Origin of the sequence: Micromonospora sp. NPDC048868 (genome assembly GCF_043198195.1) — a bacterium.
Taxonomy (GTDB): Bacteria; Actinomycetota; Actinomycetes; order Mycobacteriales; family Micromonosporaceae; genus Micromonospora; species Micromonospora reichwaldensis.
The window spans coordinates 171,996-194,050 of the sequence record NZ_JBICUN010000003.1 but is presented as its reverse complement, the minus strand read 5'-3'; the positions used below and the strand labels follow the sequence as shown (position 1 = coordinate 194,050).

The window sequence follows — 22,055 nt, the reverse complement described above, 5'->3', positions numbered from 1 at the left end:
TTGTCATCGGACGTGTTTGGGCAGGTCACAGGGGGTAGGAGCGGCCGCACCCCAATCTCCGAGGCAGGTACCAGGCACCATGGCTCCACCCCGCATCCCCGTCCGCCAGCACGGCGCCCACCGGGCGCCGGCCCGCCCGGCGTCGGTGACCGCCCGCACCGTGGCGTCGCTGGCCGTTCTCGTCGTACTCGCCACGCTCTTCCTCGACGCCCTGCTGATCATCGTCGGGCTGCTCACTCCGGTCGCGGCGTCGGTGTCGCCGTTACGGCGTTGGGCGCGCCGGCTGGCGGCGCCGTCCGCCCGGGCGGTCCCCGTGTCGGGACGCTGACCGCCCGGCGGGCGACCCCGGGCACCGCCCCGGCCAGGCAACCGGGGATGTGGACCCGGGCGGCCGAGGGCGATGCGATCCGGGCCGGAGGGCGATGCGGTCCGGGGCCGGACGCGACCGGCCCGGGGTGTGGCGTCCGGAGGGTCGCCGCCGTCCGGCCAAGGGCTCAGCGGCCCACGTACTCGCGCAGGTGACGGGCGGTCAGCGTGTCGCCGTGGGCGACCAGGTCGGCCGGCGTGCCGGTGAAGACGATCCGGCCACCGTCGTGTCCCGCCCCCGGGCCGAGGTCGATCAGCCAGTCGGCGTGCGCCATGACCGCCTGGTGGTGCTCGATGACGACGACGGTGTTGCCGGCGTCGACCAGCCGGTCCAGCAGGGCGAGCAGTTGGTCCACGTCGGCCAGGTGCAGGCCGGTGGTCGGCTCGTCCAGGACGTACGTGCTCCCGCTGTCGGCCATGCGGATGGCCAGCTTGAGCCGCTGCCGCTCGCCGCCGGAGAGCGTGTTGAGCGGCTGGCCCAGGGTGAGGTAGCCGAGCCCGACGTCGACCAGCCGGTCGAGGATCGCCCGGGCGGGGCCGCCGGGGAAGAAGTCCCGGGCCTCCGTGGCCGGCATCGCGAGCACCTCGCTGATGTTCTTCCCGCGCAGGCGGTAGGTGAGCACCTCGTCGGTGAAGCGTCGCCCCTCGCACCGCTCGCAGACCGAGGCGACGCCGGCCATCATCGCCAGGTCGGTGTAGACCAGGCCGATGCCCTTGCAGGTGGGGCAGGCGCCTTCGGAGTTGGCGCTGAACAGCGCGGCCTTGACCCCGTTGGCCTTGGCGAAGGCGGTGCGGATCGGGTCCAGCAGGCCGGTGTAGGTGGCCGGGTTGCTGCGCCGGGAACCCCGGATCGGCGACTGGTCGACGACCACCACGCCGTCGCGGCGGTGCAGCGAGCCGTGGATCAGTGAGCTCTTGCCGGAGCCGGCCACCCCGGTCACCACGGTCAGCACCCCGAGCGGGATGTCGACGTCGACCTCGCGCAGGTTGTGCAGGTCGGCGTTGCGGATCGACAGTTGGCCGGCCGGCCGGCGTACGTGCTCGCGCAGGCGTACCCGGTGGTCGAGGTGCCGGCCGGTGAGGGTGTCGGAGCGGCGCAGGCCGGCGACGTCACCGGTGAAGCAGATCCGACCGCCGGCCGTGCCGGCCCCGGGCCCGAGATCGACCACGTGGTCGGCGATGGCGATCGTCTCGGGCTTGTGCTCGACGACCAGCACCGTGTTGCCCTTGTCGCGCAGGCGCAGCAGCAGGTCGTTCATCCGGGCGATGTCGTGCGGGTGCAGGCCGACCGTCGGTTCGTCGAAGACGTACGTGACGTCGGAGAGGCTGGAGCCGAGGTGCCGGACCATCTTCACCCGCTGCGCCTCGCCGCCGGAGAGGGTGGCGGACTCGCGGTCCAGGCTGAGGTAGCCCAGGCCGATCTCGACCAGCGAGTCGAGCAGGTCGCGCAGGTTGCCGGTCAGCGGGGCGACCGACGGGTCGTCGATGGCGCGGACGAACCCGGCCAGGTCGCTGATCTGCATCGCCGAGCACTCGGCGATGTTGCGCCCGGCGATCCGGGACGAGAGCGCCGCCGCGTTGAGCCGGGTCCCGCCGCAGTCGGCGCAGGTGGTGAAGGTGACCGCCCGGTCGACGAACGCCCGGATGTGCGCCTGCATCGACTCGCGGTCCTTGCTCAGGTAGAGCCGGCGCACCTTGACCGCCAGGCCCTCGTACGTCCAGTTGTTGCTGCCCACCTTGATCTTCGTGGACGGCTTGTGGAGGAAGTCCTCCCACTGCTGCGGCGTGTAGTCCTGGAGCTTCGTGTCGGGGTCGAACAGCCCGGAGTGGACGATGGTCTGCCAGTACCACGAGTCGACGGCGAAGTTGGGCACCTTGATCGCGCCGTCGTTGAGCGAGCGTTCCACGTCGACGAGTTCGTCGACGTCGAGGTCGGAGACCCGCCCGAGGCCCTCGCAGACCGGGCACATGCCCTCGGCCAGGTTGAAGCTGAACGCGCCGGCCCCGCCCACGTGCGGGGTGCCGAGCCGGCTGAAGACGATGCGCAGCATCGCGTACGCGTCGGTGGCGGTGCCGACGGTGGAGCGCGAGTTCGCGCCCATCCGCTCCTGGTCCACGACGATGGCCGCGCTGAGGTTGCGCAGCGAGTCGACGTCGGGTCGGCTCACGTTCGGCATGAACGACTGGAGGAAGGCGCTGTAGGTCTCGTTGATCAGGCGCTGCGACTCGGCGGCGATGGTCCCGAAGACCAGGGACGACTTCCCGGAGCCGGAGACCCCGGTGAAGACGGTCAGCCGGCGCTTGGGGATGTCCACCGAGACGGAGGCGAGGTTGTTCTCCCGGGCGCCGCGTACCTCGATCATGTCGTGACTGTCGGCGGCGGACCGTGCTGGCTGCTGCATGCGAACCCTTCGCGAGATCGTGGGCGGAGTCCCGCCCGGGGTACATCTACGGGGGCCAGGCCGCCTTCAATCGTCTCATTCAACCGCCCGTGGAGGGTTTCACCTCCTCTTGCGGCACCGATGGCCCGGAGTGGGAGGGAAAGTCTCAAACCACGTGTAGACCGGTAGGGTGGCGAGGTGGTGGATGCGGGAGGACGGGCCGGACGGTGGCGGGGGGCGGAGGTCGCGGCGACCGCGGGCATCTCCGTCCAGCAGGTGCGCAACTACGTCGACCTCGGCGTGCTGCCGCCGGTCGAGCGCACGCCCGCCGGCTACCGCGTCTTCACCGGCGACCACGTGCGGGCGCTGGCGGTGGTCCGGCGGATGGCCGAGGGGCACGGCTGGGCGCGTACCCGGGAGGTCATGGCCGCGGTGCACCGGAGCGACCTGGCGGCGGCGCTGGCGGCGCTCGACGCCGGCCACGCCGAGCTGGACCGGGAGCGGGCCGACATCCGGCGGGTGCTCGGCGCGTTCGAGACCGTGGTGACCAGCCCGGCCGCCGTCCTGCCGGCGCCCCGGCGCGGGGCCCGCATCGGCGAGGTCGCCGACCTGGTCGGCGTCCGCACCTCGCAGCTACGGCTGTGGGAGCAGCGCGGCCTGCTCCGGCCGGTCCGCGAGCGCGGCACCGGCTACCGGGTGTACGACGCGGCCGAGTTGCGCGCCGCGCAGGTCGTGGCGCTGCTGCGCCGGGGCGCGTACCCGTTCGACATCGTCGCGGCGGTGCTCGGCGAGATGCGTACCACCGGCAGTGCCCAGCGGGTCCACGCGGAGCTGGCCAAGCGGGAGCAGGAACTGCACCGGCGCAGCCTGCGGCGGCTGCACGCCTCGGCCGCGCTGTACGACTACCTGCGCCACCGCGACCCGGCCCTGCCCGGGTGACTCAGCGCAGCACCAGCAGGTCGAGGTGGTCGACGACCGGGCCGCTCGCCCTGTCGGCGGCGGCCCGCAGCCGGGCCAGGCCGTCGGCGTACTCCTCGTCGGTGATCGACTGGAGCGGGGTGTGGGCCCGGCGGTCGAGGCGCTCGGCGAATTCGGCCAGCGACGCCGCCGTGGTCTGCGCGACGGGCTCGACGGTGCTGACGGTGAACCCGGCCGTGGCGAACGCCGCGCGCACCCGCACCAGGTCCGGATAGGTCTCGAGGACGCGTACCGCCTCCGGGAACCAGCGGAACAGCGTGATCCGCTGGTGCCGGCCGGGAAACGGCGAGCGGATCAGCACGGGCGCGCCCGGGCGGAGCACCCGGCGCAGCTCCCGCGCCGCCGCGTCGAGGTCGGGGATGTGGTGCACCATCGTGGACAGCCACGCGGCGTCCGCCACGGAGTCGCGCAGCGGCAGCGCGACCGCGTCGCCGGCGAGCAGCGGCCGGTGGCTGGCGCGGGCGCGCATCGCCCCGGCGGGTTCCACCCCCACCACCCGGGCGCCGAACCACTCGGTGAAGGCGCTGGCCCAGGCGCCGGTGCCGGCCCCGAGGTCGAGCAGCGTGGTGCCGGTACGCGGCCGAAGGTGTTGCTGCACCGCGTGCCGCCACCGGTCCAGGCCGCTGCGCGGCAGCTCCCGGGTGGCGGCGAAGGCCGCCGCATCGGCGTCGTCGTAGGAGATCAGAGCCACGGCCATCACCTCGCCACCGTCGCCGGGCGGTCCGGGCGATCGTTCCCCGGTTCTAGTCGGTGAGCGCTGCCGGAGGCAACGGCTTGTGAGCCAACCGACGCGGTGCGTCCCGCCCCGTGGGAGTCCTCCCGTCGACGCGGGCCGACGGGGCCCGGCAGCGCCCCGCCCCCGCCGGGCTCAGAGCGCCACCGCCGCCGAGGTCAGAGCGCCACCGCCGCCAGCACCAGCAGGGCGCACGCCGTCTCGACCAGCCCCACCCGCATCGGCGCGACCCGGCGCCCGGCGAGCAGCACCGCCCGGGCCAGCAGCACCGCGAAGACCACGGCGACCGGCACCGGCGCCCAGAGCGCGGCGGCGACCGCGACGACGGCGTGGTACGTCCACGACACCCACCGGTACCGGACGCTGTCCCGCTCCCGGATCATCGTCTTGACGTGCACGACGGTGCCGACCAGGTAGCCCAGCGCCACGACCGTCACCCCGACCACGCCGGTCCACGGCACCCCGGCGACCGTGGCGACGACGAGACCGAGCAGCCCGCACTGCGTCACGAAGGCGAGGTCGTTGACGAACGCCCGGTCGCGCCGCCGGCGCGCGTAGCCGGCGTTGACGGCGGCGAGGGCCACGAAGAGCGGGGCGTAGGCGAGCGTCGCGGGCCGGGCCACCAGCACCGGCGTGCCGAGCGCGACGGTGGCGATCCCGTACCCGACGAGGTGCGGGCGCACCCGGCGGATCCGTCCGGTCTTGACCGCCTGCAACCCGAAGTAGGACAGCGGGTATCCGGCGAGCGCGGCCCCGAGCAGGGGAAGGTGCAGCGGGTGCGGGCCGGTGACGGTCAGCGCCGCCAGGAAGGGCAGCAGCAGCATCGCCCACGCGCCGTGCTGCGGCGGCACCCAGCCCGGCGACCGCCCCCGGCCTCGAGCGTGGCCGGGGGCGGCCACGGCGGGGCTCCCGGCCGGGCGGTGACGACGGGCCGGGACGGTGCTCACGGCCGCGGCGTCACGGTGAGCAGGACGGCGGCGTCCGTGACGGCGTGCAGCGCGTGCCGCAGCGGCGGAATGACCACGAGGTCGCCGGCGTCGCCCTCCCAGGACTCGTCCCCGGCCACCAGGCGCACCCGCCCCACGAGCACCTGCAGCGTCGCCTCGCCCGGGCTGTCGTGCTCGTCGAGGGACCGGCCGCCGCGCAGGGCGAGCAGGGTCTGCCGCAGGCGGCGGTCCCGGCCCGCGTGCAGGGAACGTGCGCTGCGTCCGCTGTCGGCCTCCCGCGCGGCGGCGAGCTGCTCGTCGGCGAGGCGGGTCAGCGAGAGGGCTTCCATGGTCGTCCCTTCGTCGGTGTCGGGCGGCCCGCGGGGCGGGGACGCCGCCTGCGGCGGTGCCCGGCACGTAAACCGGAAGATCGGGTACCGCTTTCAGTCTCCAGCTTCCGTCCCGGCCGGGCCCCGTGGCAGGGCCGATGGTCCCGGAACCGGTGAGTCCGCGCCGGGGAAACGGTCGGGCGGAAGGTGAGCCGGCCACGCCTTCGACCCGTCCCGGGCCCCCGGGCCTGGAGAACCCGGCCCGCGCCCCGAACTCCGCCGACTAGGGTGCGGTGCATGAAGGTTCGGCTGCTGGCGGCCACGGCGACCGCCGTCCTCCTCGGCACCGGCGCTCCCGTCCCCGCGGCGGCCGGCCCGGCCGGTCCCGTCGCTCCCGTGACTTCGCCCGGCGTCGTCGCGTCCCCGCCCGGCGTGGCGCCGTCCGCGCCCGGGGCCGTCGGGTCCGCGCCCGGTGTCGTCGGGTCCGCGCCCTGCCCGAAGGCGCCCGCGCCCAGGGTGTCCCGGCCGCCGCGTCCGTCACCGCCGCCGGCCGTGCCGGAGGATCGGGCCGTGGGCGGCCAGGCGCTCGACACCGCCGGTCTGATCGTCCCGGCGGGGGCCGCGCGCCCGCCGGCGGTCACCGCGACCTCGTGGCTGGTCGCCGACCTCGACACCGGCCAGGTGCTGGGCGGCTGCGGCCCGCACGAGTACGGCACCCCGGCCAGCGTGCAGAAGCTGCTGCTGGCGGCCACCATGCTGCCCCGACTCGACCCGCAGCAGGTCGTCACCGTCACCGACGGGGACATGGACATCGAACCCGGCTCCTCGGCCGTCGGGCTGGTCGCTGGCGGGCGCTACCGGATCGAGACCGTCTGGCTCGGGCTGCTGCTCCAGTCCGGCAACGAGGCGGCCAACGTGCTGGCCCGCCTCGGCGGCGGGCCGGACGGGATGGCCGGCGGCGTGCGGGCGATGAACGAGGAGGCGCACCGCCTCGGCGCCCTCCAGACCCACGCGGTGACCCCCTCCGGTCTCGACGGACGAGGCCAGTTCACCAGCGCGTACGACCTGGCGCTGGTCGCCCGGGCCTGCTTCGCCGACCCGACGTTCCGCCGGTACGCGCTGACCGAGACGCACCGCATCCCCGCCCAGCCCGCGCAGCGCACCAAGGGTTTCGAGATCCAGAACGAGAACCAGCTCGTCTACCGCTACCCGGGCGCGCTCGGCGGCAAGACCGGCTTCACCGACCTGGCCCGGCACACCTACGTCGGGGCGGCCCAGCGCAACGGGCGGCGGCTGGTGGTCACGCTGCTCGGTGCCGAGCCGCAGCCCGCACGGGGCTGGGAGCAGGGCGCCGCCCTGCTCGACTGGGGCTTCACGCTGCCGCGGGGCTCCGCCGTCGGCCGGCTGGTCGAGCCCGGGGAGTTGACCGCCTCGGCGACCCCCTCGCCACCCGCGCTCGCCGCCACCGTCGATCCACGCCCGGCCGCGGCCAGCGGCCCGCTCGAGGACGGGCTGATCGCCCGGTGGCCCGTCGCCGCGCTCGCGGCGGGGGCGGTCGCGCTGCTGGGGGCGGCGCTGCTCTGGCGCCGCCGGGCGGCCCGGCGCCGGTACGGCAGGGCCCCTTCCTGACCACGACCGGGCGGGGCGGATCGACAAGCGACGACGGGATCCATAGACTCCGGTCTTTCCAGCGCCACGAGTCCAGGAGGATCCCCGTGTCGAGCGAACCCCGACCGCACCCCGTCCCGCCGTCGATCGAGGCATTCCGCCGGCCGGCCCGTACGCTGTCCCGCTTCGCCGGGGTGGCCCTGGTCGCGGGCGCGCTGGTCACCGGTGGCGGCGCCGCAGCGGTCGCCGCGCCCGGCGGAGCCCCGGCCGCCGCCGCCGTTTCCCGGGTCACGCCCGGCCCGTGCGCCTACACGGAGACGCCCGAGGACCCCGCCGCCAGGCCGGTCCCGCTGCCGCCCGACCCGAGGCGCACCCCCGACCGGGGCAGCGTGCGCGTCACGCTGCGCACCAACCAGGGGCCGATCGGGCTGACCCTCGACCGGGAGGCGGCCCCCTGCACCGTGCAGAGCTTCCTGCATCTGGTGCGCCACCGCTTCTACGACCGGACCTCCTGCCACCGGCTCACCGCGTACCCGACGCTGAAGGTGCTCCAGTGCGGTGACCCGTCCGGCACCGGCTCCGGCGGCCCCGGCTACCGCTACGCCGACGAGCTACCCACCGACCTGCCGCCCGCGCCGACCGACCCGACCGGCGTACGCCGGCTCTACGCCCGGGGCACCCTCGCCATGGCCAACGCCGGCCCCGACACCAACGGCAGCCAGTTCTTCCTGGTCCAGTCGGACTCGGCGCTGCGCCCCAACTACACGGTGTTCGGCTCGATCGACGCCGCCGGCCTGGCCACCCTGGACCGGATCGCCGCCGGCGGCATCGCCCCCACCGTCGAGGACCCCGCGCCGGTCGACGGCGCGCCCGCCCTGCCGGTGGACATCCGGCGCGCGGTCAAGCACCACCACCCGCACCACTGAACCCGAAGGCCCGGTGCTCCCCGCCGGCCGCGGCCCCGTTCCGGTACGTCCGGCCGGTCCGCGACGGCGGGGGCCGGCGCGCCGGTCCGGCTACGTCCGGCCGGACCGGGACGGCGCTGGACCGGCGCGCCGTTCCTGAGCGGTCGGCTGACCCGGGCGGTGGGGGACCGCTGCGCCGACCCGAACGTCCGCACGGCCCGCGCGCGGTGACTTCCGGCGGTCAGGCCGGTGGCGATCCCCCGGAACTTCCGGAACGCTGTCGGGAGCGCCGCGGCCGGACGGTGAGCCGCGCGGCGGCGCTCACGGCCGGCGCGGCGGCGCCGTGCTGTCCCGGACGACCAGGTTGGTGGCGAGTTCCACCCGGGGGGAGTCGATGCCCTCGCCCTGCGCCAGCCGCAGCACGGTCCGGGCGGCCAGGCGACCCATCTCCACAAGCGGTTGCCGGACGGTGGTCAGCGGCGGTGAGGCCCAGCGGGCCTCGGGCAGGTCGTCGAAGCCCACGACGCTGACGTCGTCGGGGATCCGCAGCCCGCGGCGGCGGACGGCCTCGTAGACGCCGAAGGCCATCTGGTCGCTGGCCGCGAAGATGGCCGTCGGCGGGTCGTCGAGGTCGAGCAGCGCCGTGCCGGCGGCGAAGCCCGAGGCGTGGTAGAAGTCGCCGGGATGCACCAGGCGGTCCTCCACCGGCACCCCGGCCGCCTCCAGCCCGGCCCGGTGGCCGTCCAGGCGGGCCCGGCTGCACAGCAGGTGCGTCGGCCCGGCGACGAAGCCGATCCGCCGGTGCCCGAGCGACAGCAGGTGCTCGGTCGCGGCGAGCCCGCCGGCCCAGTTGGTGGCGCCGACGGTGGGCACGTCGGTGGCGGGCACGCCGGCCGGGTCGATGACGACCACAGGCACGTTGAGGCGGCGCAGCTGTGCGTGCAGCGGCGGGCTCAGGTGCGAGGTCACGAAGATGACGCCGTCGGTGGCGCGGGCCCGCAGGTTCTGCAACCACTGCCGGGCGGCGGTCGACTGGCGGTGGATCGCGGAGACCACCGTGCCGACGCCCGCGCCGTGCCCGACGTCCTCGACCCCCCGGATGATCTCGACAGCCCAGGGGCTGTCCAGGTCGTTGAAGACCAGATCGACCAGGCCGACGCGGCTGACCGTGCGGCTGCCGCGGCGCTGGTAGCCGTGCTGGCGCAGCAGCTCCTCCACCCGCTCGCGGGTGCCGGGAGCCACGTCCGAGCGCCCGTTGAGCACCCGCGACACGGTCGGCACCGAGACCCCGGCCTCCCGCGCGATGGCGGTGATGGTGATCCTGCGCCCGTCGTCGCCGTCCACCCGCGTCTCCTTCACCGGTCGGAAGACCGACCGTACCCGTGACCACCGAAAAACGTCCGGAACGGCGGGGCCGCTCCAGGGGCCATCTTGCCCCACGATCGGGGGTTGACGACACGGCAGGTCGGTTCTAGCGTTCGGACGAGTTACGGAAGTATTCCGGAAACTTGTCGAACACCTTTCGGTCGTCGCGCCGGCGGCGACGTCCCCCACCACACCCCCACCACGAGAGGTCGATCATGACTGTACGTACGCGGCTCGCCCGCGTCGTCGCGCTCGGCGCCGCCCTGGCGCTGGCGCTGCCACTGACCGCCTGCGGCGACGGTGACTCGGCCGCCGGCCAGGACGAGATCCGCATCCTGGTCTACGGAGACGCCACCAACAAGGTCGAGAAGCAGCTCGTCGACACGTTCAACAAGACGTCGAAGGTCAAGGCGGTGCTGGACACGATCCCCGGCGCCGACTACCAGACCAAGCTCCAGACGATCATCAACACCAAGCAGGCACCGGACGTCTTCTTCAACTGGGGCGGCGGCAGCATCACCCCGTTCGTCAAGGCCGACCTGTTGCTGCCGCTCGACGACATGATCGCCAAGGACCCGGGGCTGAAGGCGAACTTCCTGCCGTCGGTCTTCAACACCGCAATGGTCGACGGCAAGGCGTACGGGGTGCCGATGCGCGGCACCCAGCCGGTGCTGCTGTTCCACAACAAGAAGGTCCTCGCCGATGCCGGCATCACCCCGCCGAAGACGTGGGACGACCTGCTGGCGGCCGTGCGGACGCTCAAGGGCAAGGGGATCACGCCGATCGCCCTCGGCGGCGGCGACCAGTGGCCGACCCAGATGTGGTACCAGTACCTCTACGACCGGGTGGCCGGCCCCGAGCTGTTCGCCAAGGCGCTCGGCGGCGACAAGAGCGCCTGGGAGAGCCCGGAGAGCCGCCGCGCCCTGGAGCTGCTGCGGCAGCTGACCGACGCGGGCGCGTTCGGCACCAACTTCGACTCGGTCAAGTTCACCGACGGCGGCTCTCCCGCACTGCTGTCCAGCGGCAAGGCCGGCTTCGAGCTGATGGGCTCCTGGAACTACTCGACCCACCACGACGCCAACCCGACCTTCGCCGCCGAGGGCCTCGGCTGGAGCGCCTTCCCGAGCGTCCCGGGCGGCAAGGGCGACCCGCGCAACGTGGTCGGCAACACCAACAACTTCTACTCCGTGCTGAAGAAGACCAAGCACCCGGAGGCGGTGGCGGAGTTCCTCAAGCTCCAGTACTCCGACGAGTTCGTCCAGGCGCAGCTCGCCATCGGCAACCTGCCCACCACCACCAACACCGAGAAGTTCCTCGACGGCGCCACCAACCCGGACTACCTGAAGTACCAGTTCACCCTGGTCAAGGAGGCCCCGAACTTCCAGCTCTCCTGGGACCAGGCGTACCCGCCGGCCGCGACCACGACCATCCACCAGGCCGTGCAGCAGTACTGCAACGGCCGGCTGGACGCCGCCGGCTTCATCAAGGCGATGCAGTCCCTCCAGGCGGGCTGAGCGCGACCATGTCCACCACCACCCTCGCCGCCTCCACCGCGACGGAGCAGCGACGGGCCCGACGACGCCCGGGCGGCCCCACTCTCAGCCGCCCGGGCTTCGCCTGGGCGCTGCCCGCCACCCTGTTCTTCGGGCTCTTCGCGCTGGCCCCGCTGGTCCTCGTGGTCGTGCTCAGCTTCACCAGCTGGGCGGGCCTCGGCTCGCCGGAGTACGTCGGGCTGGACAACTGGCAGCGGCTCGCCCGCGACCCGGTGATGATCAACAGCCTGTGGCTGAGCGTCCTGCTCACCGCCCTCGGCGTGCTGGTGCAGACGCCGCTGAGCCTGCTGATCGGCGTGTGGGCGGCCGGGCCGCAGCGCAACCGGGCCGTGCTGTCCGCCATCTTCTTCCTGCCGCTGCTGCTGTCGGCGACCGCCGTGTCGGTGCTGTGGCGGGCGCTGCTCGACCCGAACTTCGGCATACCCGGTCAGGCTCCGTGGCTGTTCGGCGACGGCAACCTCTTCGGCAGCCGGACGGGCGCGATCGCCGTGCTGGTCTTCGTCGGCAGTTGGCAGTTCATCCCGTTCCACGCGCTGATCTACCAGGGCGCGGCCCGTGCCGTGCCCGCGGTGCTCTACCAGGCCGCCGAGGTCGACGGCGCCGGCCGGTGGGAGCAGTTCCGCCACGTGACCCTGCCGCAGCTGCGCAACGCCATGATCACCTCCGTGGTCCTCATGGTCGTCGGCGGGCTGACCACGTTCGACACCGTCCTGATCCTCACCCAGGGCGGGCCGGGCACCGACACCACCATCACCGCCTACCACATGTACGAGCAGGCGTTCCAAAGCTTCGACTTCGGCGCCGGCGCTGCCATCGCCCTGCTCCTCGTCGTCGTCGCCACCGTCATCTCGCTGATCGTGGTCCGGGTCTCCGGCTACGACAAGATGCGCTCCACGATGGAGGGCCTGTGAAGCGGCACCGCCCCAACTGGCTCGCCGGGATCGGCGCGCTGGCCTGGCTCCTCGTGGTCGGCCTGCCGATCTACGTCATGCTGGCGACCACCGTGCAGACTCGGGAGGGCTACGGCCGCAACGGCCCGCTCGCCCCGCCCGACACCTTCACCCTCGACAACTACACCGGCGCCTTCGACGAGGGCTTCGGCCGCTACCTGTTCAACACCGTCGTGGTGACGGTGAGCGTGGTGGCCATCGTGCTGCTGCTCGTGCCGCCGTTGGCGTACGCCATCGTGCGCAGCCGCAGCCGGCTCACCTCCGGCGTGTTCCGGCTGTTCCTGCTGGGCCTGGCGATCCCGGCGCAGGCGGTCATCGTGCCGATCTTCTACCTGATCAGCAAGGCGGGGCTCTACGACAACCTCGTCGGCGTCATCCTGCCCACCGCCGCGTTCTCGCTGCCGGTGTGCGCGCTGATCCTCAGCGGCGTCATGCGGGACATCACCCCCGACCTGTACGAGGCGATGGCCATCGACGGCGCCAGCCCGGCGCGGGTCTTCGCCCAGCTGGTGCTGCCGCTGTCGCGCGGCGGGATCGCCACGATCGCGGTCTTCTCCGCCCTCCAGGCGTGGAACGGCTTCCTGTTCCCGCTGATCCTCACCCAGTCCGACTCCACCAAGGTGATCACCCTCGGCCTCTACAACTTCCAGACGCAGTACGGGATCAACATTCCCGGCCTGCTCGCCGCGGTCGTGCTGTCGATGGTGCCCGTCCTGCTCGTCTATCTGTTCGCCCGGCGGGCCCTGGTGCAGGGGCTGATGGGCGTCGGAGGAAAGTGACCGACAACGTGACCCTCGACATCGCCCCCGGCACCGCGATCTGGACCGACCCGACCCTCGACCTCGCGACGCGGGTGGACGCCCTGGTCGCCGCGATGACCCTGCCGGAGAAGGTGGCCCAGCTCTACGGCGTCTGGGTCGGCGCCGCCGCCGACGGGGGAGAGGTCGCGCCGTACCAGCACGACATGGAGGAACCGGTCGACCTGGACGACCTGCTGGACGTCGGCCTCGGCCAGCTCACCCGGCCGTTCGGGACCGCGCCCGTCGATCCCGCGCTCGGCGCGCTGTCGCTGCTGCGGACCCAGCAGCGCGTCGCCGCCGCCAACCGGTTCGGCATTCCGGCGATGGCGCACGAGGAGTGCCTGGCCGGCTTCGCCGCCTGGGGTGCCACCGCGTACCCCGTGCCGCTGTCCTGGGGCGCCACCTTCGATCCGGAGCTGATCGGGCGGATGGCCGCCGCCATCGGCGCGGACCTGCGCCGCGTCGGGGTGCACCAGGGGCTGGCCCCGGTGCTCGACGTGGTGCGCGACGCGCGCTGGGGGCGGGTGGAGGAGACGATCGGCGAGGACCCCTACCTGGTGGGCACCGTCGCCACCGCGTACGTGCGGGGCCTGGAGTCCGCTGGCGTGGTGGCGACGCTGAAGCACTTCGCCGGCTACTCCGCCTCCCGGGGCGGGCGCAACCTGGCACCGGTGGCGATGGGCCCCCGCGAGCGCGCGGACGTGATCATCCCGCCGTTCGAGATGGCGGTACGCGAGGGCGGCGCGCGGTCGGTGATGCACGCCTACACCGACACCGACGGGATGCCCTCGGCGGCCGACGAGGAGCTGCTGACCGGCCTGCTCCGCGACGCCTGGGGTTTCCCGGGCACCGTCGTGGCCGACTACTTCGGCATCGCCTTCCTGCACACCCTGCACGGCGTGGCCGGCAGCTGGGCCGAGGCGGCGGCCGAGGCCCTGGCAGCGGGCGTGGACGTCGAGCTGCCGACGGTGAAGACGTTCGGCGCGCCGCTGCGCGAGGCGCTCGCGGCCGGCGCGGTGTCGGAGGCACTGATCGACCGGGCGGTGCGCCGGGTGCTGACGCAGAAGGCGCAGCTCGGTCTCCTCGACGCCGACTGGAGCCCGGTGCCGGCCGCGCTGGCGGGCGCCGACCTGTCCGACCCGGAGGCGCTGCGCGGCACCGTCGACCTGGACCCGCCCGCCAACCGGGCGCTGGCCCGCGAGGTGGCCGAGCGCTCCGTGGTGCTGCTGGCCAACGACGGCACCCTGCCGCTGGACCGGCCGGCCCGCATCGCGCTGGTCGGTCCGCAGGCGGAGAGCCCCACGGCGGTGCTGGGCTGCTACTCGTTCCCCGCCCACGTCGGCTCCCGGCATCCCGAGGTGCCCGTCGGCATCGCGCTGCCCACCCTGGCGGCGGCGCTGCGCGCCGAGTTCCCCGGCAGCGTCGTGGTCACCGTGGCCGGCGTCTCCGTCGACGGCGACGACACCTCCGGGGTGCCGGCGGCCGTCGCGGCGGCGCGGGACGCGGACGTGGTCGTCGCCGCGCTCGGCGACCGGGCGGGACTGTTCGGCCGGGGCACCAGCGGCGAGGGCTGCGACGCCGAGTCGCTGGCCCTGCCCGGGGCGCAGCAGCACCTGCTCGACGCGCTGCTGGACACCGGTACGCCCGTGGTGGCGACGCTGCTCGCCGGGCGGCCCTACGCGCTGGGCCGGGCGGTGACCGACGCGGCGGCGATCGTGCAGTCGTTCTTCCCCGGCGAGGAGGGCACCCCGGCCATCGCCGGCGTGCTCAGCGGCCGGATCGCACCGCAGGGGCGGCTGCCGGTCAGCGTGCCCCGGGGGCCGGGCGCGCAGCCGACCACCTACCTGTCGGCCCGGCTGGGCCAGGCCAGCGACGTCTCCAACGTCGACCCGACGCCGGCGTTCGGCTTCGGGCACGGCCTGGGCTACACCACGTTCGACTGGTCGGGCCTGGTCGTCGACGAGCCGCTCGCGCCGACCGACGGCGAGCTGCGGCTGCACTTCACCGTGCGCAACACCGGCTCCCGGTGGGGCAGCGAGGTGGTGCAGGTGTACGCCCACGACCCGGTGGCCTCGGTGGTCCAGCCGGTGCAGCGGCTGGTCGGTTACCTGCGGGTGCCGCTGGAGGCGGGCGCGGCCTGCCGGGTCGACCTGGCCGTGCCGGCCGACCTGTTCGCCTTCACGGGGCGCGACGGGCGGCGCGTCGTGGAGCCGGGGGAGCTGGAGCTGCGGCTGGCGGCGTCCAGCACGGACCACCGGCTCGTGGCGGCGGTCGCGCTGCGTGGTCCCGCCCGGCACGTCGACCACACCCGGCGGCTGCACCCCCGGTTCGCCGTCACGCCGTCGGCCGGCTGAGCGGTGGCCCTCACCGACCTGCCCGAGGAGCAGCTGCGGGCGTACCGCGGCGGGGTGCGGGAGCCGGCGGACTTCGACCGGTTCTGGGCGGACACGCTCGCCGAGTCGCGGGAGTGCGGCTGGCCGGTGCGCGCCGAGCCGGTGCCCACCGGGCTGGCCACGATCGACGTGCTCGACGTGACCTTTCCCGGCTTCGCCGGGCAGCCGGTGCGGGCCTGGCTGCGGCTGCCGCGCGGCGCCGGGTCGCCCCTGCCCACCGTCGTGCAGTACGCCGGCTACGGCGGCGGCCGGGGCCACCCGCTGGAGAACCTGCTGTGGGCCTCGGCCGGGTTCGCGCACCTGCAGATGGACACCCGGGGGCAGGGGACGGGCTGGACCCGGGGGGACACCCCGGATCCGGCCGCCGCCGGCCCCGAGGCGCCCGGGGTGGCCACCCGTGGCGTGACGGACCCCCGCACGTACTACTACCGGCGGTTCCTCACCGACGCGGTGCGGGCGGTGGACGCCGCCCGGACCCTGCCGGCGGTCGATCCGGCGCGGGTCGCGGTCCTCGGGCACAGCCAGGGCGGCGGGGCGGCGCTCGCCGTCGCCGCGTTGACGCCCGACCTGCGGGCCGTCGTGGCCGGCGTGCCCTTCCTGTGCGACATCCCGCGCGCGATCGTGCTCACGGACGCGCAGCCGTACCGGGAGATCCGCGACTATCTGGCCGTGCACCGGCACGCCGAGGAGCGGGTGCTGGACACCCTGGCCTACGTCGACGGGGTGAACTTCGCCCGCCGGTGCCACCTGCCGGCCCGCTTCTCCGTCGCGCTGATGGACGAGATCGTGCCGCCGTCGACGGTCTTCGCCGCCGTCAACGCCTGCCGGGGGCCGACGGAGCTGTCGGTCTGGCGCTACAACGGTCACGAGGCCGGCGGGATCGACGACGACGAGGCGGCGGTGCGCTTCCTGCGCGTACACCTCTCGCCGGACCGGGTGCCCGACGGCCCGTAGCCTGATAGACAGGGGTGTGGCCAGGCCAGTCCGGATCCGACGGCGAGCCCCGCGCGCCGCGACCGCCCGTCGGCGGGCGGTGGCCGTGGCCGTGGCCGTCGTGATCGTGGCGCTCGCGCCCGGCTGCACCCGACCCGCGCCGTCACCACCGGCCGCGCCGCCACCGTCGTCCCCGGCGCCGACGTCCCCGGCGTCCGCCCCCGCCGCGATGTCGCCCGGGCCGGGCCTCGTCGTCCTCACCGACGTCGACCCGCGCATCCGGACCGACATCCGGTACGCCACCGCCCACAACTTCGTCGGGCGACCGGTCGCCGGCTATCCCGAACCGCTCTGCCTGCTCACCCGGCCGGCCGCCGAGGCGCTGCGCAGGGTGCAGGACGCCGCGTTGGCCCGGGGCCGCAGCCTCAAGGTGTACGACTGCTACCGCCCGCAGCGGGCCGCCGACGACTTCGTCGAGTGGGCCGGGCAGCCCGGGGAGCAGCGGATGAAGGCCGAGTTCTATCCCCGGGTGGCCAAGTCCGAGCTGTTCGACGAGGGCTACATCGGCGCCCCCACCGCCCACAGCCGGGGCAGCACCCTCGACCTGACCCTGGTCGACGTGCCGACCCCGACCCAGCCCTCGTACGTCCCGGGCCAGCCCCTGGTCTCCTGCACCGCCCCCGAGGGGCAGCGGTTCGCGGACGACGGCGTCGACATGGGCACCGGTTTCGACTGCTTCGACCCGCTCGCGCACACCGACTCGCCGCAGGTCACCGGCGTGGCCCGGGACAACCGGCGGCTGCTGCGGCAGCTCATGACCGACGAGGGCTTCGTCAACTACGACCGCGAGTGGTGGCACTACCGCTACCGCGACGAACCCTGGCCGGACACCTACTTCGACGTGCCGGTGGCACGCTCCTCGGCCGGGCCGGCGGGCGGTTAGGGCCCCGCCTCGAAGTGCGGGGCGGGGGCCCCGGTCGCGATCCGCCATCGATGGGCGACGACGAACCACGGTGCGAATGTATAGACGTCCTTCGAAGCTTTCCTGGTATGGTCCCTGCCGTCCGGCAAGTCCTCCCCATCCCCCCACGCAGGAGACAGACGTGATCAGGCATCCGTTTTCGGTGGTCGCAGCCGCCGTCCTCGGCCTTACCGCCGTGGCCGCACCCGCACAGGCCGCCCCGGCGTCGGCCCACGCGGTGGCGCAGTCGGACTTCGGCGTCCAGGTCGCCCCCACCGGCTGCACGACGTGGGTGCAGTGGGTGCAGGAGGGCAACAGCTACTACTACGGTCGCGGCAACGTGCAGTGCGCCACCGGCCGCTACAAGGTCAAACTCCAGTGCCGCAACCAGCAGACTGGCGTGGGGTACGTCGTCTACGGTGGCAGTGCGGTGAACGCGCCCGGTACGGCCACTGCCACCTGCTACAGCGGTAACGTCGCCGAGGGCGTCTACCCCGTCGAGGACCCACTGCCCACGGCCGGCGTCACCGGCTGCGTCTCCTGGGCGGAGTGGGTCCACCAGGGGAGCAGCCACTACTACGGCCGCGGCACCGCACAGTGCGACACCGGCACCTACCGGGTCCAGATCCAGTGCCGCAACGCGCAGACGGGCCAGCGATACGTGGTCTACGGCCCGGTGGTCACCGCCCCCAGCATCTCCACCACCACCTGCTACCAGGGCAACGTCGCGGACGCCGTGGCGGGCGTGCCGGCGTGACGGCTGCCGTGGCTGCGCCGCACCACGCCGCCTACGTCTGTTCACGGATCGTGACTGGCCGCGCCGGTTCTCGGCGGCCGGCGGCAGTCCCTGATCCGGCCTCGGCGTGCCGCTGATCGACGGACGGCGAGGTCTCCGGTAGCTGGTTCCTGGAAGGGCCCGTTACCGGAGACCTCGTGGCCCCCTGGCCGCCGACGAGGCGACAGGACGTGCCCGCGCGGCCCCGCTCACTTGAAGGCGGCGTGACCCGTCAGCACCTGCCCGATGATCAGCTGATGCACCTCGGACGTGCCCTCGTAGGTGAGCACCGATTCGAGGTTGGCCGAGTGCCGGATGACCGGGTAGTCGAGGGTGATCCCGGCCGCGCCCAGGATGGCGCGGCACTCGCGGGCGATGGCGATGGCCTCCCGCACGCTGTTGAGCTTGCCCAGGCTGATCTGCCGGTGGTCGAGGGTGCCGGCGTCCTTCAGCGCGCCGATCTGCAACGCCAGCAGCATCCCCTTGCCCAGCTCCAGCCCCATGTCGGCGAGCTTGAGCTGGGTCGCCTGGTACGCGGCGAGCGGCTTGTCGAAGATCTGCCGGCTGCGGGCGTATGCGATCGTCGTCTCCAGGCAGTCGTGGGCCGCGCCCAGCGCCCCGAAGACGATGCCGAAGCGGGCCTCGTTGAGACACGTCAGCGGCCCGGACAGGCCAGCGGCCTCCGGCAGCATCGCGTCGGCGGGCAGCCGCACGCCGTCAAGGACGAGTTCCGAGGTCACTGAGGCGCGCAGGGAGAGCTTGCGGGTGATCTCCGGGGCGGTGAAACCGGGGGTGCCGGCGGGGACGAGGAAGCCGCGTACGCCCTCGTCGGTGCGGGCCCACACCACGGCGACATCCGCGACGGAGCCGTTGGTGATCCACATCTTGGTGCCGTCGAGCACCCAGTCGTCCCCGTCGCGGCGGGCCCGGGTCCGCATGCCGGCCGGGTCGGAGCCGAAGTCCGGTTCGGTCAGGCCGAAGCAGCCGATGGCCTCGCCGGCCGCCATCCGGGGCAGCCACTGCTGCTTCTGCTCCTCGGAGCCGAAGCGCCAGATGGCGTACATGGCGAGCGATCCCTGCACCGACACCAGGGAGCGCAGCCCCGAGTCGCCCGCCTCCAGTTCGAAGCAGGCCAGCCCGTACGCGACGGCGGAGGTGCCGGCGCAGCCGTAGCCCTGCAGGTGCATGCCGAGCACGCCGAGTTCACCGAGTTCGCGGGCGAGTTCCCGTACGGGCAGGCGGCCCTGCTCGTACCAGGTGGCGATCTCCGGGCGGATCCGTCGGTCGACGAAGCCGCGCACGGCGGCCCGGAGGTCCCGGGTGTCGTCGTCGATCAGGGCGTCGACGCCGAAGTACGCGAGCGCGGTCGCGGGGGTGGACAGGGTCACGGTCGGTTTCCTCCCGGGGCGTGCGGCTGCGTGCCCACGCTACGCGCGCCGGCGACGTCGGGCATGATCGGACGTTCCGGCTCGGAGACGAGCGACCGTCGGACGGCGGGTGTGCCGTCACACGAGGAGGGGAGTGGGTCGTGGCCACCGAACGGATCGGGCCGCCCGTCACCGGGAACGAGCGCGAGATGCTGCGCGCCTTCCTCGACTACCACCGGGCGACCCTCGCGATTAAGTGCGACGGGCTGTCCGACGAGGACCTGCGCCGGCAGTCGATGCCCCCGTCCACGCTGTCGCTGCTCGGTCTGGTCCGGCACATGGCGGAGGTGGAGCGGGCCTGGTTCCGCCGGACCATCGACGGCGAGGACGTGCCGCTGGTCTGGTCGGACTCCGGCGACTTCCAGGTGGCGTACGACGCGAGCGGCGCCACCCGCGCCGAGGCGTTCGACGCCTGGCAGCGGGAGGTCGCGCACTCGCGTCGCATCGAGCGCGAGGCCGGGTCGCTCGACGTGACCGGCCGCCACGCCAGATCCGGCGAGGACGTGTCCCTGCGCCTGGTGATGCTGCACCTGATCCACGAGTACGCCCGGCACAACGGCCACGCCGACCTCCTGCGCGAGGGCGTCGACGGCACCGTCGGGGCCTGAGCGCCGGGCCGCCTCGAGCACCGGCACCGCTCAGCCGGCCGCCGGGTCAGGCGCCGGTGCGCAGCGGCAACCAGGCCAGCACGTCCTGGATCTTCGCGTCCCAGTACGCCCAGTCGTGCGCGCCGGGGGAGAAGTCCACGGTGAGCGGGACGCCGCGCTCGCGGGCCGCCGTGACGAAGGTCAGGTTGTCCTCGTACAGGAAGTCCTCGGTGCCGCAGGCGACGCGCAGTGCGGGCAGGTCGTCGCCCGTGGTCCTGCCGAGCAGGGCGAGGAGATCGTCGTCGCTGCCTCCGACGGTGCGCTCGCCGAAGGCGGTGTGCCAGACGGCGGGGTCGAGGGGCGCGGTGGTGGCGTGGCGGCGGGCGGCCACGTCGAGCGCGCCGGAGAGGCTCGCCGCCGCCGCGAACCGGCCCGGGTCGCGCAGCGCCCACTTCAGCGCCCCGTATCCGCCCATCGAGAGCCCGGCGACGAAGGTGTCCTCCCGCCGCGCCGAGAGCCGGAAGAACCCGTGACACAGCCGGGGCAGCTCGTCGGTGAGGAAGGTCCAGTACCGGTTGCCGTGCTCCTCGTCGCTGTAGAAGCTGCGCCCGACCTGGGGCATCACCACGGCCAGGCCGAGCGGCGCCACGTACCGCTCGATCGAGGTGCGGCGCAGCCAGATCGTGTCGTCGTCGGACAACCCGTGCAGCAGGTAGAGCACCGGCGGATCGCCCTGCGGGGCGGCACCGGACATGCCGACCTGCGAGGAGGTGCGCTGCGGCAGGATCACGGTCATGGAGGTGCCGAGACCGAGCACCTCGGAGTGGAAGTCGACACGCATCAGGGCCACGGTCGTCGACCGTAGCCGATCCTCACGTCCAGTAGAGGACCCGGCAGGCCGGCAGCCGGGCGGCCAGCTCGCGGTCGAACCAGGTGCGCAGCTCGGCCATCGTGTCGCGCGGGTAGACGTACTTCACCGCGCCGAACCTGCCGTACCTGCGGCTGCGGGCGGACTCGTCCATCTCCAGCCTCGTACGCGGGTACCAGTCGAGCAGCACCTCCTTGCTGCCCGGGGTGAACCGGTGGGTGATCAGCTCGGCGGTCAGGTCGAGCCCCGGCACCCCGGCGACCGCGCCCGCGACCGCGTCGAGCAGCTCGCCGTAGTGCTCCCGCCATCCGGGCAGCGGCATGATCGGCGCGACGGTCAACCCCACCGGGTAACCGTCGAGGGCGAGCCGGCGCAGCGCCGCCAGCCGGTGTGGCACCGACGCCGTGCCGCCCTCCATCCGCTCGCTGACCGGGCGGCAGTTCACGCTGAACCGGACCCGGGTGCGCCCGGCGTGCGGCAGCCCCACGAACGTGTCCACGTCGGCGTACTTGGTGGTCCAGCGCAGCTGCACCGGGGCGTCCCAGCCGGCGAAGTGCTCCACCGCCCGGCGCCAGCTGCCGGTGAGGTGCTCCAGGGCCAGCGGGTCCGTGTAGCAGGACGCCTCGAAGGTGGTGCCCTCGGCGGCCCGCCCGGCGCTGCGGCTGGTCACCGTGCCCCGCCCGGCGTAGTCGGCCAGGCCGGCGAGGATGTCGTCCAGGTCGGCGTACACCCGCGTCACCGGCGGCCCCGACAGCGAGCCGGCGAGGTAGCAGTACTGGCAGTGGGCCGGGCAGCCCTCCGCCAGGTCGAAGCGCCAGTCCGCGCTTGGCGCGATGGGTTGCAGCTTCCGGCGCGACGGCGGGCTGACCACGAGCGCCATGGTCGCCTTCGCCCGCGCGTACGTCTCCCGCTCGGTGGCCCCGCGGATGCCGGTGAGCCGGTTGGCGCGCAGCCGCTCGACCTCGATGCCCAGGGCCTCGACGCGCCGGGCCACGCGCCGGCCGTGCGGGTGGTCCAGCGCGGCCGGCGTGGCGACCACCCGGCGCGGCAGCCACCGCCGCGCCGGCCGCGCCGGCGGCGCCAGCCCGGCCAGGTCGCGGGTCGGCACGCGCTCGCCGCTGGCGTCGTGCGGCGCGGGCGGTACGTCGACGGCCAGCGGTTCGTCGACGTCCACCGGCTCGGCCTCCGGCCTCATCCGCGCCGGTTACCCGTCCCGC

20 protein-coding genes are annotated in these 22,055 nt (G+C 74.0%); 12 read left to right on the top strand and 8 right to left on the bottom strand.

The annotated features are described in order from the left end of the window. Positions 1–79 precede the first annotated feature (79 nt). Positions 80–328: a hypothetical protein gene (locus ACGFNF_RS05890; RefSeq protein ID WP_393166070.1), complete on the top strand. Its 249-nt coding sequence runs from the start codon at positions 80–82 to the stop codon at positions 326–328. 166 nt (positions 329–494) lie between these two features. Here the strand turns inward: ACGFNF_RS05890 and ACGFNF_RS05885 are convergent, their stop codons facing one another. Next, positions 495–2,768 (bottom strand): ATP-binding cassette domain-containing protein, encoded by a 2,274-nt coding sequence (locus tag ACGFNF_RS05885; RefSeq protein ID WP_393166068.1) that lies wholly within the window; start codon positions 2,766–2,768, stop codon positions 495–497. Between the two features lie 177 nt (positions 2,769–2,945). Between ACGFNF_RS05885 and ACGFNF_RS05880 the strand changes: the two genes are divergently transcribed. Next, positions 2,946–3,686 (top strand): MerR family transcriptional regulator, encoded by a 741-nt coding sequence (locus ACGFNF_RS05880; protein WP_393166066.1) that lies wholly within the window; start codon positions 2,946–2,948, stop codon positions 3,684–3,686. Between the two features lies 1 nt (position 3,687). Here the strand turns inward: ACGFNF_RS05880 and ACGFNF_RS05875 are convergent, their stop codons facing one another. The 3 genes from ACGFNF_RS05875 to ACGFNF_RS05865 form a co-directional block, all read right to left on the bottom strand. Continuing rightward, entirely contained in the window at positions 3,688–4,416 is a 729-nt protein-coding gene (locus tag ACGFNF_RS05875) for a class I SAM-dependent methyltransferase (RefSeq protein WP_393166064.1), read from the bottom strand. A 200-nt stretch (positions 4,417–4,616) separates the two neighbouring features. Further along, positions 4,617–5,309: a YwiC-like family protein gene (locus tag ACGFNF_RS05870; RefSeq protein WP_393166062.1), complete on the bottom strand. Its 693-nt coding sequence runs from the start codon at positions 5,307–5,309 to the stop codon at positions 4,617–4,619. Between the two features lie 92 nt (positions 5,310–5,401). Continuing rightward, positions 5,402–5,734 carry a cupin domain-containing protein gene (locus ACGFNF_RS05865; RefSeq protein ID WP_311411144.1) on the bottom strand — a complete coding sequence of 111 codons (333 nt, stop codon included), beginning with the start codon at positions 5,732–5,734 and terminating at the stop codon, positions 5,402–5,404. 276 nt (positions 5,735–6,010) lie between these two features. Between ACGFNF_RS05865 and ACGFNF_RS05860 the strand changes: the two genes are divergently transcribed. Both ACGFNF_RS05860 and ACGFNF_RS05855 read left to right on the top strand, forming a co-directional pair. Continuing rightward, positions 6,011–7,342, top strand: a complete 1,332-nt coding sequence (locus tag ACGFNF_RS05860) for a D-alanyl-D-alanine carboxypeptidase family protein (protein WP_393166060.1) — start codon at positions 6,011–6,013, stop codon at positions 7,340–7,342. An 86-nt stretch (positions 7,343–7,428) separates the two neighbouring features. Beyond that, complete coding sequence (locus tag ACGFNF_RS05855; RefSeq protein WP_393166058.1) at positions 7,429–8,247, top strand: peptidylprolyl isomerase; 819 nt, start codon at positions 7,429–7,431, stop codon at positions 8,245–8,247. Positions 8,248–8,547: 300 nt separating this feature from the next. Here the strand turns inward: ACGFNF_RS05855 and ACGFNF_RS05850 are convergent, their stop codons facing one another. Continuing rightward, on the bottom strand, positions 8,548–9,570 hold the full coding sequence (locus ACGFNF_RS05850) for a LacI family DNA-binding transcriptional regulator (protein WP_357579909.1): 1,023 nt from the start codon (positions 9,568–9,570) through the stop codon (positions 8,548–8,550). A gap of 236 nt (positions 9,571–9,806) precedes the next feature. On the opposite strand from ACGFNF_RS05850, the gene ACGFNF_RS05845 reads away from it, so the two are divergent. The 7 genes from ACGFNF_RS05845 (at position 9,807) to ACGFNF_RS05815 (ending at position 17,938) form a co-directional block, all read left to right on the top strand. Continuing rightward, positions 9,807–11,105: an extracellular solute-binding protein gene (locus ACGFNF_RS05845; protein WP_357579908.1), complete on the top strand. Its 1,299-nt coding sequence runs from the start codon at positions 9,807–9,809 to the stop codon at positions 11,103–11,105. A gap of 8 nt (positions 11,106–11,113) precedes the next feature. Further along, a complete protein-coding gene (locus tag ACGFNF_RS05840; RefSeq protein ID WP_393166056.1) occupies positions 11,114–12,055 on the top strand; it encodes a carbohydrate ABC transporter permease in 942 nt (313 codons plus the stop codon). After that, complete coding sequence (locus ACGFNF_RS05835) at positions 12,052–12,873, top strand: carbohydrate ABC transporter permease (protein WP_393166054.1); 822 nt, start codon at positions 12,052–12,054, stop codon at positions 12,871–12,873. The genes ACGFNF_RS05840 and ACGFNF_RS05835 overlap by 4 nt, the downstream gene beginning before the upstream one ends. Beyond that, a complete protein-coding gene (locus tag ACGFNF_RS05830; protein WP_393166052.1) occupies positions 12,870–15,248 on the top strand; it encodes a beta-glucosidase in 2,379 nt (792 codons plus the stop codon). Before ACGFNF_RS05835 ends, ACGFNF_RS05830 begins: the two co-directional genes overlap by 4 nt. Positions 15,249–15,251: 3 nt before the next feature. Further along, positions 15,252–16,241 carry an acetylxylan esterase gene (locus tag ACGFNF_RS05825; RefSeq protein ID WP_393166050.1) on the top strand — a complete coding sequence of 330 codons (990 nt, stop codon included), beginning with the start codon at positions 15,252–15,254 and terminating at the stop codon, positions 16,239–16,241. Positions 16,242–16,332: 91 nt separating this feature from the next. After that, the gene (locus ACGFNF_RS05820) at positions 16,333–17,163 is read left to right on the top strand and encodes a M15 family metallopeptidase (RefSeq protein ID WP_393166048.1); all 831 of its coding nucleotides are present in this window, start codon (positions 16,333–16,335) and stop codon (positions 17,161–17,163) included. A 160-nt stretch (positions 17,164–17,323) separates the two neighbouring features. Next, a complete protein-coding gene (locus ACGFNF_RS05815) occupies positions 17,324–17,938 on the top strand; it encodes a hypothetical protein (protein ID WP_393166046.1) in 615 nt (204 codons plus the stop codon). Positions 17,939–18,165: 227 nt separating this feature from the next. On the opposite strand, the gene ACGFNF_RS05810 is transcribed toward ACGFNF_RS05815, so the two are convergent. Continuing rightward, entirely contained in the window at positions 18,166–19,293 is a 1,128-nt protein-coding gene (locus tag ACGFNF_RS05810) for an acyl-CoA dehydrogenase family protein (RefSeq protein WP_393166379.1), read from the bottom strand. A gap of 191 nt (positions 19,294–19,484) precedes the next feature. Between ACGFNF_RS05810 and ACGFNF_RS05805 the strand changes: the two genes are divergently transcribed. Then, positions 19,485–19,991, top strand: a complete 507-nt coding sequence (locus ACGFNF_RS05805) for a DinB family protein (RefSeq protein WP_393166044.1) — start codon at positions 19,485–19,487, stop codon at positions 19,989–19,991. A 46-nt stretch (positions 19,992–20,037) separates the two neighbouring features. Here ACGFNF_RS05805 and ACGFNF_RS05800 read toward each other — a convergent pair whose 3' ends face one another. Next, positions 20,038–20,820 carry an alpha/beta hydrolase family protein gene (locus ACGFNF_RS05800; RefSeq protein ID WP_357579026.1) on the bottom strand — a complete coding sequence of 261 codons (783 nt, stop codon included), beginning with the start codon at positions 20,818–20,820 and terminating at the stop codon, positions 20,038–20,040. 22 nt (positions 20,821–20,842) lie between these two features. Beyond that, entirely contained in the window at positions 20,843–22,033 is a 1,191-nt protein-coding gene (locus tag ACGFNF_RS05795; RefSeq protein WP_393166042.1) for a spore photoproduct lyase family protein, read from the bottom strand. Positions 22,034–22,055 lie beyond the last annotated feature (22 nt).